The organism is Rothia uropygioeca (assembly GCF_004136585.1).
GTDB lineage: Bacteria > Actinomycetota > Actinomycetes > Actinomycetales > Micrococcaceae > Rothia.
In genome coordinates this window covers 453,979-467,956 of sequence record NZ_NOIR01000001.1, presented here as the reverse complement: position 1 = coordinate 467,956, position 13,978 = coordinate 453,979, and the positions used below count along the sequence as shown (strand labels likewise).

Here is a 13,978-nt window from a genome sequence, read left to right as displayed (position 1 = left end):
CGAAGAGCACCCGCCATGCTACGCTTAAATCCTATTGTCCTTACAAAGAACAACGGTAGGGAACCAACGACGGAGTTACCCATGACAGCCTCAATCGACGTCACGATCGACCGCTCATCACCCGTGCCGCTGTACCATCAGCTGGTCCACGGCATCGAGACGGCCATCGCCGAGGGCGTTCTTCCACCCGGGACCATGCTCGACAACGAGCTTTCCCTGGCCAAGGATCTTCACCTGTCCCGACCCACGGTGCGCAAGGCCATGGACGAGCTCGTCCGCTCGGGGCTCCTGGTTCGCAAACGAGGCGTTGGAACGCAGGTCGTGGCCTCGGAGATTCGACGCTCCGTCGGATTGACCTCGCTATACGAGGACCTGAGTGATGACCATGCCCAGCCCACCACCGAGGTCCTGGAATTCGAGGAAACCAAAGCCCCGGACGACGTCGCCGAGCGGCTCAACCTCGCGCCGGGAGATCCTGTGTATTACTTCAAGCGCGTGCGCAGCCGTTCAGGCACACCACTGGCGATCATGGAAAATTGGGTACCCCTCAAGATCGCGGACCTCAGCCGCGATGGCCTCGAATCTCGCGGGCTGTACACGCTTCTGCGCCAACAAGGGATCAATTTCAGGCTCGCACAGCAGAAGATCGGCGCTGCGGTGGCCACCAATGAGCAGGCCAAACTGCTTAAGACGAGCACCGGATCAGCCCTGGTAACCATGTCCCGGACCGCAACCGACGATATCGGCAGACGAGCTGAAACCGGTCGGCACGTCTATCGCGCGGATTCATATTCCTTCGAGATGACCCTCTCCGCCTGATCACGAGACTTCACCTGTCCGGAAACACTTCTCCGAAAGGATGCAACGATGACAAACTGGGTTTACCCCGCAGGCAAAGCAACCGATGGCCCTTGGGATGTTTCCCTCGGTGCGTATGATTCCACACAGAAGGTCGACGGCTGGGAGCATACCGGTCTCAAGACCGCGACATTCGCAGGTGAGACCATCTCATTGGATGCCGCTCCGGAAGAACGCATCGTCATCCCGCTGACGGGTGATGTCACCGCAGTGGTCGACGGTCAGAACTATGAACTCTCGGGCCGCGAATCCGTTTTCCACGGCCCCACGGATGTCCTGTACACGGGAGCCAACAAGGCCGTAGAGCTCTCCGGGACGCAGGGCGTTCGCTTTGCCGTCGCATCCGCACCGGCCAAGAATGAGTACCCCACTCGTCTGATCACCAAGGACGAGGCCCCGCTCGAATTGCGCGGTGCCGGCAACTGCTCGCGGGAGGTACGGAATTTCGGGACCCCCGCTTCCCTCGAGGCCGACCGATTCATTGTTTGCGAAGTCCTGACCCCTGCGGGCAACTGGTCATCGTATCCTCCTCATAAGCATGACGAAGAAAAGGAGGGCGTCGAGACCCAACTCGAGGAGATCTACTACTTCGAGACGCGAGTGACTCCGGATGCCCCGAAAGAAGCCACCGACTCGATCGGATATCAGCGCGTCTACGCCTCCGATGACCGTCCCATCGACGTCAATGCCGAGGTTCGCACTGGCGACGTGGTGTTGGTCCCCTACGGCTGGCACGGTCCGGCCATGGCCCCTCCTGGCTACGACCTGTACTACCTGAACGTTATGGCCGGCCCCGGCCCGGTCCGCAAGTGGCTCATCAGCGACGACCCCCATCACGGATGGGTACGTCAGCAGTGGGAAGAGCAGGATATTGACTCGCGCTTGCCTTTCGGCGGCTAAGCCTCCGTGCTGCCCGAATTGACGTGGTTCGCTTGGATCGGGCTGGCCCTGGCGGCCGTATTGGTGGGATTCTCCAAGACCGCGCTCCCGGGGATCAACACCCTCGCGGTAGCAATCTTCGCGGCGGTGCTGCCCGCGAAGCCATCCACGGGAGCACTACTGGTCCTCTTACTCGTCGGTGACGCATTCGCTTTGTGGACCTACCGCCGACACGCCGACTGGCCGACCCTGCTCCGCATGATTCCTGCGGTTCTGATCGGTCTGGCCGTCGGTGGCGTCTTCCTGGCTTTCGCAGGCGACGCCGTGGTGCGCCGCGTGATCGGCGTACTGCTGCTGATGTTGATGGGACTGACCTTGTGGCAGCGTCAGAAAAGGGCAAGGATCACGGACGACCCCGTGCCCGCGTCCTGGGGCGCGGCCACCGGGTACGGATCCCTGGGCGGTTTCACGACCATGGTCGCCAATGCCGGCGGACCCGTCATGTCCATGTATTTCCTCGCGGCCCGCTTCCCCGTCAATGCTTTCTTGGGCACGGCCGCGTGGTTCTTTGCGACCATGAACGTGCTCAAGCTCCCGGTGTCAATCGGCTTGGGTCTCATCACCGAGCACACGCTGATCATGGATCTAATTCTGGTTCCCGGTGTGGTCGTAGGCGCCCTCTTCGGACGATGGGCTGCCCAGAAGATTCGACAGAAGACCTTCGACCTCGCTGTGATCGTGGTGACGATCCTGGGCGCCGCCTACCTCTTAATATAATTCCGCTCGCGGCATGACCTTTGGGCCATGCACCATCGAAAGATAGAGTGAGGTAAGCCTAATCAAACCGAGGATTGGAGTCCTATGCCAGCCCCCAAACGCAAACCCCAAACCGTCCTCGAGGTCCTCGAACGCCGCCAACTCACCCCCAATATGGTCCGGCTCATTCTGGGTGGCTCAGGATTCGCTTCATTCCAGAACAACGGATGCACCGATCAATACGTCAAGTTGGTCTTTGCGAAACCCGAACTGAATCTCACCGCGCCCTTCGACATGATGGAAATGCGGGAGAAGCTTCCCCCGGAGGACGTTCCCGTAACCCGCACGTACACCGTGCGGAGCGTGGACGACGAAGCCGGCACGCTGACCATCGATTTCGTGACCCACGGGACCGAAGGGCTCGCCGCCCCGTGGGCCGCTTCCGCATCCCCGGGGGACCAGTTGCTGTTGATGGGCCCGGGCGGCAAGTACAACCCGGATCCGACGGCCGATTGGTATCTCTTCGCCGGAGATGCGTCTGCGCTTCCCGCTATCGGCGCGGCCATCGAGGCCCTGCCCGAGACGGCCCGGGGCTACGCATTCATCGTTCTCGATCATGAAGAGGACCGGCAGGAGCTGTCCGCTCCCGCCGGTCTGGAAGTCGTTTGGAGCGTCAAGGAAGGAGCCGGAGCCGACCCGAACCGCCTGGCGCAATTGATGACCGAGCGACAGTGGCCCAAGGGCAAGGTTGAAGTCTTCGCCCACGGTGAGCGCGAATCGATCAAACAGGTGCGCCGTCTCCTCAAGGAACGTGAGATCCCGCGCGAGCAGATCTCGATCTCCGGTTACTGGGCCTTCGGCCGTACCGAGGACAAGTTCCAGGCCGAAAAGCGCGAACCGATTGGAAAGATCGAGGACTGAGACTTCATCAGGAGTCCAGGTCGACATCGACCTTCCGACCGGTTTCCGCTGATTTCTGAGCGGCGTCGGCGAGGATCAACGCGGCGCGCCCGTCTTCGTACGTGGGGCTTCGCGATTCCTCGCTCTTGATCCATTTCACGAATTCTTCCACTTCAAGAAGGTACGCCGCGGCGTACCGCTCCAGGAAAAACTCCTGATAAGTGGCCTTGGACTCGACCGACACCGCGTTGGACAGGGTGGCCAGCGACGTGGACGAGTTGAGCGCCCCGCCAGATCCGAAGGGGCACGTCCACGAATACCGCGATCAGGTTCTGGAAGTGGCCCTGTCCTTAACGTCCGGTCCCGATCAGACCGATGCGAATTTTCTGCGTCATCGGATTCCCCCTCTCAGATCAGTTCTTTGATGAACTGGGCGGAGTAACGGGCATCCTCGTGGGCTTTGGCGGCGTCTTCTTCAGTGTCCAGAACAGTATCTTGCTCGAGCACATACCACCCCTTGTAACTGGCCTCCTGAAGACCCTTGACGATTTCTGCGATCTTCGCGTCGCCTTTGCCCAATGCCTGGTACATTCCGCGACGGCATCCTTCTCGGTAGTCGAATTCTCCGTCGGCGACTTGCTTGGCCACAGAAAGATCCACGTCCTTCAAGTGGATGTGGGCTACCCGATGAGGGTGCTCACGAACCAGCTCCAGCGGGTCGCCGCCGGCAAGAGTGTAATGCCCGGTGTCCACGCAGAGGCCAATGGTCGACCCGGCGAGAACCCGATCGGTTTCCTCGGGAGTCTGTATCAGGGTGCCCATGTGCGGATGCAGGGTTGCGGTGACACCCGCAGCAGCGGCTACCTCATTGATGGTGTTGAGGTTGCGGAGGAGAGTCTCCCACTCGGCGTCGCTGAGGTCCGGCCGAGTGTCGTACCCGGCCTCTCCGGAGTTCGCAGACAGGACCATGACGTCGGCCCCTGCCGCCGCGTACGCTTCAAGTTCTTTGTGGATCTGCGGCAACGGATCCCGGTCTTCACGGTGTAGAACCGCAGGGAAGAAGCCCCCGACGGCCGAGAGGCCGTGCTGCCTCAAGACCCTCGCACGGCCTTCGGGATCGTCCGGGAGGAAACCTTCTGGTCCGAATTCCGTGGCCGAGAATCCGAGCCTCGTCATGTCCTGGAGGACCTGCTCGGGTTTGAGCTGAATTCCCCAGTCCGGCACCTCGATAACGCCCCAGGTGATGGGGGCGGCGGCCAATTTCGTCATGATGATTCCTCTTCCTTGAGGTACGTTTCAGTCGTGCGTTCCCAGGATCATCTGATCCCAGTCGATGATCGATCCCGTGACGACGCCGCTGCGTTCCGAAAGAAGGAAGACCACAGCGTCCGCGATTTCGTCGGGTTGGCCCAATTTGCCCATGGGTTGCGATGCGGAAGCCTCCTGAAGCCAAGAGTCCGAAGCATCGTGGAAGGTTTTCTGGATGACTTCTTCGCCCGGAGTCTGCGTCCACCCGATGTTCAGCCCATTGATCCGGATCCTGTCCCACCGGTGGGAGTAAGCGGCATTCTTGGTCGCCGCGGCCAATCCGGCCTTGGAGGCTACGTACGGCGCGAGGTAGGGCTGTCCGCCGTGCATCGACATCGTGAGGATGTTGAGGATGGTTCCCGGTTCCCCGCGGCCCTTCATGTCGGACACCGCGGCCTGCATCGTCATGAACGGTGCGACGAGGTTGACCGCGAGGTGCTGGCTGAGGAGCTCACGGCTCGTGTCCTCCAGCGACCCCCGCGTGGTGACCCCCGCGGCGTTGACCAGGGAATCGATCTGGCCGAACCTTTTGACGGTTTCTGCGACAACGCGCTCGGCCTCCCCAGGAACTTCCAGATCCGCGACGATCCCGAAGGTCTCGGCAGCGAATTCGCCGAGGCCTTTCTCCGCGGCGGCCAGTTTTTGCCCGTTGCGCCCGACGATTGCGACGCCACGCGCCCCTTCCCGAGCCGCGGCCTGCGCTATGGCGAGCCCCAGGCCTTGAGAACCGCCCGTGACAAGAACGACTTTGTCCTTCAAAAGATCTTGCATGACTATTTCCTCCCTTGGCCCTGCGCGCTGGTGTTCGAGACCTGGTCGATTTTCTGCCAGCTGCCGCTTTCGGCTGATTTCTCCGCCGCGGAAACCACGCGGTTGGCCGCCAGACCGTCCTTGATGTCTGCGTGCTGCGAGTCCTGTCCCAGGAAGGCGAGCAGGAATTTCTTGGCCTCGATGGTCTTGAGGTCGTCATATCCCATGGGGGTTCCGGCACCCGGTTGGAAGACCGAGAAGTCGCCGAATTCCGCGCCGGCCATGACCGTGGTGTACCCAACGTGGGGTGCGGTGTTGAGCGCGAGCTGGAGCTCATTCATGCGCTCGAAGTCCCAGCGGAAAGACCCTTCGGTTCCGTAGACCTCGATGCCATAGGAGGCACGCGGCCCGTTGGCCACTCGGGAGGCTTCCAGCGTTCCGATGACGGGCGATGCCGAACCCGAGGAATCGGGTTGGGCGTAACGGACGATCATCGAAGCGTAGTCCTCGTTCTCCACGGGCTTCATCTCGCCGTTCTCGACAATCGCGAAATGGGTTCCGCTGCCCATAGGAAGTTCGGGGCGCTCGGAGTAGACCGTCGAGGTCGCGGCCGTAACCTCTTCAACAGGCCCCACCACATAATGCGTCAGATCGATCAGATGTCCCATAAGGTCCCCGAGGACGCCCGAGCCCGCCAGATCGCGGACGAAACGCCATGACAGGGCCCCTCTGGGGTCCGCAGAGTAGTCGGCGAAGAATGCGCCGCGAATGTTGGTGATTCTCCCCAATTTGCCGTCGGCCACGAGCTGCCGCGCGTACTCGATGGCGGGCGCATTGCGGTAGTTGAACCCCACGGCGCTGACCACGCCGGCTCGATCCGCCGCGTCGGAAATGGCTTGCGTCTCCTCCGCCGATCGTCCGGCGGGCTTTTCGAGCCAGAAAGCCTTTCCTGCGGCCGCGGCGTCCTGGGCAATCTGAGCGTGCAAGAAGTTTGGGGCGCAGATCGAGACGACATCCACGTCAGGGTTGTTGAGGACCTCGTGATAGTCCGTGGTTCCCTTCTCGAAGCCTAAGACGTCTACAGCGTATTCGGCACGGTCCTCGGCGGTATCGGCGGCGATCACCAAGCGAGGTTTGATCCCCAGCTCCGGGTAGAAGACAGGAATGTTGGCATAGGCCCGGGAATGGACTTTGCCCATCCAACCAACGCTGATGAGCCCCACTCCGACGGTTTGCTGTTCTGCCATGATTTCTCCTCATTGAGATCGTCCGACCGGAGCATTGGACCGGTCCATATCGATTCAGCTTATTTTTCAAATTGTTCTAACGTCAATACAAATGATCGGAGGGGCGGCTTCCCTGTGGCTAAACACCGCCCTTCTCAGGTCTACGCCACGGCAGCGGGTTGACCGCCGTCCAGAACGGCACGGACCGCTACGGCTGCATCATGGAAGGTCGCGCTAGCGGCATTCTTGCTCAGCCCCATTACGTGCGGAGTCAGCACCGTATTGGGATGGTGATACAGCGGGTGGTCCTGGGTCGGCTCAGGGTCGAAGGCATCCAGTCCGGCACCGGAGATGCGCCCTTCTTCCAGAGCCTCCAAGAGCGCATCCTCATCCACGATCCCACCGCGACTGACGTTGATCAGCACCGCCCCGGGACGCATGATGTTCAAGGCGTCCCGGTCGAGGAGGTTTCTGGTTTGCTCGACCAACGGAAGATGCAGAGAAACGACGTCGGAACCCTTGAGGAGTTCTTCCACGGTTTCTGCGCGGATCTCGGGATCGACCGGGGCCACGGGGTCGTAGGCCAGGATCTCCATCCCGAAGGCCCGAGCGATGTGGGCCACGCGTTGGCCGATACGCCCGTAGCCCATGATGCCCAGGGTCGCGCCTTCGAGGTCACCCACCGGGACTCCGGATCGCTCGGTCCACCGGCCTTCGCGCACCAACCGGGTCAGTGGGTCCAACGACTTGACTAAGTGCAGGATGTGGGCGAAAGCCCCTTCGGCTACGGCATTGGTATTGGTTCCCGGGGTGATGGCAACCGGAATACCGCGCCTCCGGGCAGCGGGAACGTCGACGTCGTCAACGCCAACTCCCGTTCGAGCGATGACCTTGAGCTCGGGCATGCGCTCGAGTTCAGCCTCGCCGACCGTGACCGCGGCGCGGACTATCGCGCCTTCCACGACAGCGAGATCCTGCGGACCAGGCTCGGCGACAAAATCCACGTCAGCTCCGAGCACGGTCTCGACCTCCTCGAGCGGCACCGGACCCAATCCTATGACGACGTGGCGATTCCGCTGCGTGGATTCAGTCATGGCGTGCTCCTCCCAACCGAGCGGCGACGTCGCGCGCCGCATTTGCCAAGAGGGTCGAGTCCGACCCGACCGGGAGGAAGGTGAAGCCTTGCGCGGCACGCTTTTCCGCCACGTCGGTGTTGGCACTGAGAATCCCTGCGGAAATCCCGGCCTTCCGCGCGGCGTTGAGAACACGGTCCACGGCGTCCTTGAATTCCTCCGATTCGAAATTGCGCGGGGTTCCCAAAGCGTAGGAGAGGTCCAGCGGTCCGATGAACAGCACATCGACTCCGTCCAGCGCGGCTATCTCTTCCACCTCATTGAGGGCGCCGAGAGTTTCGATCTGGACGATGCACAGGGCCTCGCTGTTCGCGGTGTCCAACGCACCCGTATCAAGACCCCACCGGACGGAACGGTTGTACGTAGCAACTCCGCGCATCCCCTGGGGTGGGTATCGGAAGTAACACAACGTTTCCTCGACCTGGATGGCATCGTTGATTCGGGGCAGCATGATCCCTGCGGCACCCGCGTCCAGGGCCCGGCCGATACGAATACGCTCCAGGGATTCGACGCGCACCAGTGTCGCCGTACCGTAGCCGCCCGTGGAGGCGACGACCTGACCGATGTGGGATTCGTCCGATCCCCCGTGTTCGAGGTCCAGCAGAACCCAGTCCAGGCCGGAGGCTGCCATGATTTCCGCCGACGCGGGATGTCCCATTCCACAAAAGGCACCATGCGTCAGCTCGCCCGAGCGGATGCGTCGAGCCAGCTTTCCCTGGTCCAATGGAGTCGACCTCATACGTGCCACCTCTGATCCCGCAGTCCCTCTTCGTACTCGGCCCGCAAGGGCGGGACCCACTCCTGTTCGCTGACTTCAGCCGGTGCCACGTCCCAGAAAACTTCCGATCCGGGCAGGTCTACTAGGGGAACGGTGGGCACAACGATCATGACTGGGCCCTCATGGCTTCTGGTGTCGTCCAGAACGGTACGAACCTCCTGGGCGGAGGTCGCCCGAACCACCTTGGCGCCGAGGCCTTCACCGATGTTCTCGAGCCCCACCTGCAGGTATTCGCCCGAGAGCCGCCCTTGCTCGTCGTGGCCGCGATACCGGAAATCATTTCCGAATTGTTCGCCGAACTTCATCATCTGAAGACGGCGGATCACCTGGAAACCGTGATTTTCCGAAACCACGTAGGTCACTTTGAGACCTTCCTGGGCCGCGGTGAGGATCTCCGTGGGGTTCATGAGGAAAGTACCGTCCCCAATGAATACCGAGACGCGCTTTTCTTCCTCGGGATTCGCCAGCCGCACCCCAATACCTGCAGGAATCTCGTACCCCATGCACGAGAAACCGAATTCGAGGTGTGCATGGCGCCCTTCGGTCGCGTCCCAGACCTTGAGGAGGTCACCGGGAGGGCCGCCCGCCGCAGCGATCACGACGTCGCCGCTCTGGGAGTGCTCCTGCATTAGGCCGATCAGTTGCCCCTGGGTCAGCACGGCATCCGTGTCCGGGATGTTGAGGTCAGCGTGTTCGGGTGCGTTCTTGTTGAACATAGTGTCAGGGTCCAGCGCTGCGGCACGCTGCGGACGCCACTCGTCCTTCTGACTACGGATCTCGCTGGACCAGCCCTGGGAGACCCCGTAGCCCTCGAGGTCGGACAGCAGATCCTCGATGCCTCGCCGCGCGTCGGAGACGGCGGCGACGCCGCCCTGTTTGATGGCATCGATTTCCGCGATGTTGATTGCGGCGAACCGCACGTCGGGGTTCTTGAACATGGTCTGGGAACCCGTGGAGAAATCGGTCAGGCGAGTGCCGATCGAAAGGATCAGGTCGGCCTGGGCCGCTAGCCGGTTGGTGGCCGGATTGCCCTCCAAACCGATGCCCCCGAGGAACCAGTCCGCGTCGTGTTGGACGGCGCCCTTGCCTCCGAAAGTCTCGGCGACGGGAATGCCGGTAGCCTCCCCGAGCTGCTGCAGCTTCTCCTGCGCCAACGAGTAGTGGACCCCGCCGCCGGCAATGATCAAGGGTTTCTCCGCACCGCGGATCGCTTCTACGATCGCCTGAATCTCCTCCGGCTGAGGAACGGTGCGTCGAATGGGCCAGTCTCGCTCGCGGAAGAGCTCGACCGGGAAGTCATACGCCATGGACTGCAGGTCCTGCGAGACGGAGAGCACGACGGCGCCGGTCTCGACCGGGTTCGCGAGAACCCGGAAGGCCTGGGGCAGAGAAGTGATGAGCTGCTCGGGTCGGGTGATCCGGTCGAAGAAGCGGGACACCGGCCGGAATGCGTCATTCACGGTCAGACCCGGATCGCTGGGGTCCTCGAGCTGCTGCAAGACCGGACCCTGACGCCTCGTCGCGTAGGTATCGCCCGGCAGAAGCAACAAGGGCAACCGGTTGACGGTGGCCAAGGCTGAGGCCGTCACTAAGTTCATGGCCCCGGGACCGATCGAGGCCGTCACGGCGAGGGTCTGGCGCCGCTGGGTTGCTTTGGCGAGGCCCGAGCCGATATGCCCGAGGGACTGCTCATTGCGCCCCTGGATGAACGGGATCGAGTCCGCGTACTGGGAGAACGCCTGGCTGAAACCGGACACGTTCCCGTGTCCGAAGATCCCTCCGGCGGCCGGGATGAAACGGCGCCGTTCGCCGTCCATGATCGAATACTGATTGCTGATGAATTTGACGATGGTTTGGGCGACGGTGAGTCGAATCGTCTGGTCCTGATGAGTCATGATGCTTCCTTGCATTCAGCGAGTGGTCTGTCAGTAGGGCAGGGGCGGGTTACTGGTCCCAGGGCTGGCCGTGCAGGATCACGGCCTTTTCTTCGGTCATTTCGGCTACGGCGGCCCGGGGGCCTTCTTTGCCGACTCCGGAAGCCTTCAGCCCTCCGTATGGCATGAGGTCCGCACGCCACAAGGGTGTCCAGTTGATGTGCACGACGCCCGCGTCAATCTCACGCGCGGCACGGACCGCATTGTTGTTGTCACGGGTGAACACACCGGCTGCGAGGCCGTAATCGGTCGAGTTCGCGAGATCCAGTGCTTCGCCGATGTCCTGGGCCACGGAGACGGCCACACCGGGACCGAAGAGTTCTTGCTGAGCGATTGAAGACCGCGGGTCGACGTTGGAGAGGATCGTCGGTTGCACGATCGCGCCGTCCCGCTCGCCGCCCTGAGCCAAAGTCGCGCCTTCGTCGACGGCCAGGCGGAAAGCCTGTTCGACACGCTGGGCCTCTCGCTCATCGATGAGCGTGCCCACGGTTGTCGTGCCGTCCGATGGGTCGCCGGTGCGATGCTCTGCAACCTTGACCTTGAGGGCATCCAGGAAGTCGGTCGCGACATCGCGATGAGCCACAACACGCTGGACCGAAATACATACCTGGCCCGCGTTGATGTAGCCGCCCGCCGCAACGGCGGTGGCCGCGAGATCGATGTCGGCGTCCGGCAGAACAACCACGGGTGCGGAGGACCCCAATTCGAGGGATAGCTTTTTCACGCCGGCCGTAGCAGCTATGTGCTGCCCAACCGCCGTGGACCCGGTGAAACTGATCTTCCGAACCCTGGGGTCCGAGGTGAGCGCGTCGCCAATGGTTTTGCCTGATCCAGTCAAAACGGACAGAACGCCTTCGGGCAGGCCCGCATCCACGAAGCACTCCGCGAGCGCGAGCGCCGTCAACGGGGTTGCTCCGGCAGGCTTGAGGATGACGGCGTTGCCCGCAGCCAGAGCGGGGGCAATCTTGTGATTGACCAGGAGAGCCGGGTAGTTGAAGGGACTGATCGCGGCGACCACTCCCACTGGCTGCCGGATGGTGAATCCGAGCTTCTCCAGGCCGGTGCCTCGGTTGGCGTCCAGTGGCAGGGACTGGCCGTAAAGCTGCGTACCTTCGAATGCGGCGAGACGGATGATGTCCCCGGAGCGCTTGGCTTCGCCAATGGCCTCGCCCAGCGTCTTTCCGTTTTCGGCACTCAGTATGCGGCCGATCTCCTCGGCGCGCTGGTCCGCCAGGTCAGCGGCTTTGAGGAGGATGTCCGAGCGCTCGCATGCCGGGGTCCGACGCCATTTCGCGGCACCGTGTTCCGCCACACGGATGGCCCGTTCGACGTCGCCGGGACCGGCAGACTCCACTTGCCCGAGGACTCGTCCATCGAATGGAGACGTGACGTCCCGAGGACCGGAACCGTTACTCGCTTTCTCCCAGATGCCTCCGATCAGGAGTTCCTTGCCGAGCATGGTGTGTGCCTTTCGGTTGACGAAGACGCCGCGCGGATACGTCATTGCAGCTTTTGGACCGGTCCAAAATTTGATGCCAAGACGCCCTTGCTTATCGAGTTGAGGTTATTGTGGACCGGTCCAACACACTTTAGGGTGACCCAACCCACAGGTCAAGACGTGATTTTTCCGATCCCTGAGGCTTACCCCGTCGTCGACCGTCGGACCACCAATTCCGGCATAAGGGTTACGCCTTCGGTGATGCGACCGGGCTGGACGATCGATTCCGCAATCGTATCCGCTGCCAGGCGCCCGATGTCGCGGTTTCTGGGGTCGACCGAGGTCAACGAGATACGTGACATTGCGGCAATCGATGTGTTGTCGAACCCCGCGATGGCAAGGTCTTCTGGAACCCGCAGTCCCATTGAGTCGGCGGCAGACTGCACACCCAGGGCCACCAAATCGCTGACCGCTACGATCGCCGTCGGCCGGGAGCCAGAAGTCAACATCGCAGTCGCGGCCTCGAAACCTTCTTCTTCCGAGAAGGCCGCCTTCACGGCCCGCTCCGGCAGTCCACGCTCGCGAACGAACCTCAGATACGCGGCGTGGCGGCCCCTCGAGACTCCGCCTCCCTCACCGCCGACAAAACCGATGACCCGGTGCCCCTGTTCGACCAGGTGATCCATGACCAGACGGATACCCGCCTCGTCGTCCGCACGGACGGATGGGTGGTTCGACCCGCGCACTGCCGTGGCACTGGCAAAAACCACCGGCATCCCGACCGGCAAGCGCGCATCTTCGACCGATGTTCCAACAATCACGAGGCCGCGCGGACGGAGGTCACGAAACATATCGAGAACCTGTTCGTTGATCTCCCCGTATCTTTCACCCCGATACGCTGCACCGACATCGGTCGCGCTGGCTACCAAGCCGTATTGGCCGTGCTGATGCAACGCCACCCTAGCGGCCTCTGCAATCTCGGTCAGAACGGGATTTTCCAGATCGACAACCAGGATCCCGACAAAGGGGGATCCCTCCGTCGCGAGTGTCCGGGCCAAAAAATTCGGGCGGTAACCGAGACTTTCGGCGGCGGCTCGGATTCTGTCGAGGCGTTCGGAGCTCACGCGCGACGAGTCCTGGAAAGCCAGGGAGACCAAGGACTTGGAGACTCCCGCTTCGGCCGCCACATCGCGGATCGTCGGGCGATCATTCCGGTCAAAGGTCTTTTCCATGCTCCATATCCTGGCACAGGATCCCCCGCGCGACCGGAGCCAAGGTAGGCACCGCACGCTTTTCCGGCGCTTCGCCGAGGTACCCGCGGCGGGCAGACCGACACACGATGTGCGGCTATCGCCCCAGGAGATTCGGGTAGATTCCGCGCATGACGTTCACGATCTCATCCGCTTGCTCGGGTGAGAGCGCGAAGTCGAGGATGGCGAATTCATACCACGTGATCGTCCCGTAGGATGCACCGAACATGGATTCGAGATCCGGCCTGTTCCCCGCGGACAAGTCCCCGAAGGAGCGCTTGCCGTTGACCGTCAGATGGCTGTTCGCTCCGTCGAAACTCGCGATGAGAACGACATCCCTGTCGCGCGATTCGACGTGAATTAGATTCTTGTCATGCTGCAGAGAATAGGTCGCGGTCTTCTGAATTCGGCACGGTCCGAAGTCCGCGAGTGGCCCTGTCTGTCCGGGACATGAGAAGACGGCGATCATCGTGAAAGTCGAGGTCCGCGAGTGCAGGAATGCATACTCCCCCGATTGGTATGACCCTTTGGTGATCTGGAGTGCGTGGCCGTCCGCGCTTTCGATGACTCGTGCATCCGCGGGCTTCGTCCGGACGGCGGCCGTGCGGCTCAGCCCCATGGCATCGGGAATCCGGTTGGGGTCCTGAGGGTTCACGGTGGATGCTGCCCAGCGGGCCGCAACGGGTACTCCAAGATCCGGCAGAAGGTACTCGGCCAGGTCATTGCTGATTTTCGATTGAGTTCGAATGATGGTGGTCATGATTTTCC

Annotated in this window: 14 protein-coding genes; 4 read left to right on the top strand and 10 right to left on the bottom strand. The window is 62.0% G+C overall.

Translation table 11 applies throughout. The annotated features are described in order from the left end of the window. The first annotated feature begins 81 nt into the window (after positions 1–81). From EWR20_RS02040 to EWR20_RS02025, 4 genes are all read left to right on the top strand, one after another. Positions 82–819 carry a GntR family transcriptional regulator gene (locus EWR20_RS02040; RefSeq protein ID WP_129358540.1) on the top strand — a complete coding sequence of 246 codons (738 nt, stop codon included), beginning with the start codon at positions 82–84 and terminating at the stop codon, positions 817–819. Between the two features lie 48 nt (positions 820–867). Beyond that, positions 868–1,758 (top strand): 5-deoxy-glucuronate isomerase, encoded by an 891-nt coding sequence (gene iolB, locus EWR20_RS02035; RefSeq protein ID WP_129358539.1) that lies wholly within the window; start codon positions 868–870, stop codon positions 1,756–1,758. 9 nt (positions 1,759–1,767) lie between these two features. After that, positions 1,768–2,514 carry a sulfite exporter TauE/SafE family protein gene (locus EWR20_RS02030; RefSeq protein WP_238147567.1) on the top strand — a complete coding sequence of 249 codons (747 nt, stop codon included), beginning with the start codon at positions 1,768–1,770 and terminating at the stop codon, positions 2,512–2,514. A gap of 84 nt (positions 2,515–2,598) precedes the next feature. Next, a complete protein-coding gene (locus EWR20_RS02025; protein WP_129358537.1) occupies positions 2,599–3,414 on the top strand; it encodes a siderophore-interacting protein in 816 nt (271 codons plus the stop codon). Between the two features lie 7 nt (positions 3,415–3,421). Here EWR20_RS02025 and EWR20_RS02020 read toward each other — a convergent pair whose 3' ends face one another. From EWR20_RS02020 to EWR20_RS01975, 10 genes are all read right to left on the bottom strand, one after another. Next, a complete protein-coding gene (locus EWR20_RS02020) occupies positions 3,422–3,637 on the bottom strand; it encodes a Gfo/Idh/MocA family oxidoreductase (protein WP_129358536.1) in 216 nt (71 codons plus the stop codon). Between the two features lie 164 nt (positions 3,638–3,801). Then, positions 3,802–4,662 (bottom strand): TIM barrel protein, encoded by an 861-nt coding sequence (locus EWR20_RS02015; RefSeq protein ID WP_238147520.1) that lies wholly within the window; start codon positions 4,660–4,662, stop codon positions 3,802–3,804. A 27-nt stretch (positions 4,663–4,689) separates the two neighbouring features. Beyond that, positions 4,690–5,472 (bottom strand): SDR family oxidoreductase, encoded by a 783-nt coding sequence (locus EWR20_RS02010; protein WP_129358534.1) that lies wholly within the window; start codon positions 5,470–5,472, stop codon positions 4,690–4,692. A 2-nt stretch (positions 5,473–5,474) separates the two neighbouring features. Continuing rightward, complete coding sequence (locus EWR20_RS02005) at positions 5,475–6,698, bottom strand: Gfo/Idh/MocA family protein (RefSeq protein WP_129358533.1); 1,224 nt, start codon at positions 6,696–6,698, stop codon at positions 5,475–5,477. Between the two features lie 140 nt (positions 6,699–6,838). Continuing rightward, entirely contained in the window at positions 6,839–7,771 is a 933-nt protein-coding gene (locus EWR20_RS02000; RefSeq protein ID WP_129358532.1) for a hydroxyacid dehydrogenase, read from the bottom strand. Next, on the bottom strand, positions 7,764–8,549 hold the full coding sequence (locus tag EWR20_RS01995; RefSeq protein ID WP_129358531.1) for an HpcH/HpaI aldolase family protein: 786 nt from the start codon (positions 8,547–8,549) through the stop codon (positions 7,764–7,766). Before EWR20_RS01995 ends, EWR20_RS02000 begins: the two co-directional genes overlap by 8 nt. Beyond that, complete coding sequence (gene iolD, locus EWR20_RS01990) at positions 8,546–10,483, bottom strand: 3D-(3,5/4)-trihydroxycyclohexane-1,2-dione acylhydrolase (decyclizing) (RefSeq protein WP_129358530.1); 1,938 nt, start codon at positions 10,481–10,483, stop codon at positions 8,546–8,548. Before iolD ends, EWR20_RS01995 begins: the two co-directional genes overlap by 4 nt. 49 nt (positions 10,484–10,532) lie before the next feature. Beyond that, positions 10,533–12,026, bottom strand: a complete 1,494-nt coding sequence (locus EWR20_RS01985; protein WP_238147519.1) for an aldehyde dehydrogenase family protein — start codon at positions 12,024–12,026, stop codon at positions 10,533–10,535. 137 nt (positions 12,027–12,163) lie between these two features. After that, positions 12,164–13,192 (bottom strand): LacI family DNA-binding transcriptional regulator, encoded by a 1,029-nt coding sequence (locus EWR20_RS01980; RefSeq protein WP_129358529.1) that lies wholly within the window; start codon positions 13,190–13,192, stop codon positions 12,164–12,166. A gap of 115 nt (positions 13,193–13,307) precedes the next feature. After that, positions 13,308–13,970, bottom strand: coding sequence for a hypothetical protein (locus EWR20_RS01975; protein ID WP_129358528.1), 663 nt, complete (start codon positions 13,968–13,970; stop codon positions 13,308–13,310). Between the last annotated feature and the right edge of the window lie 8 nt (positions 13,971–13,978).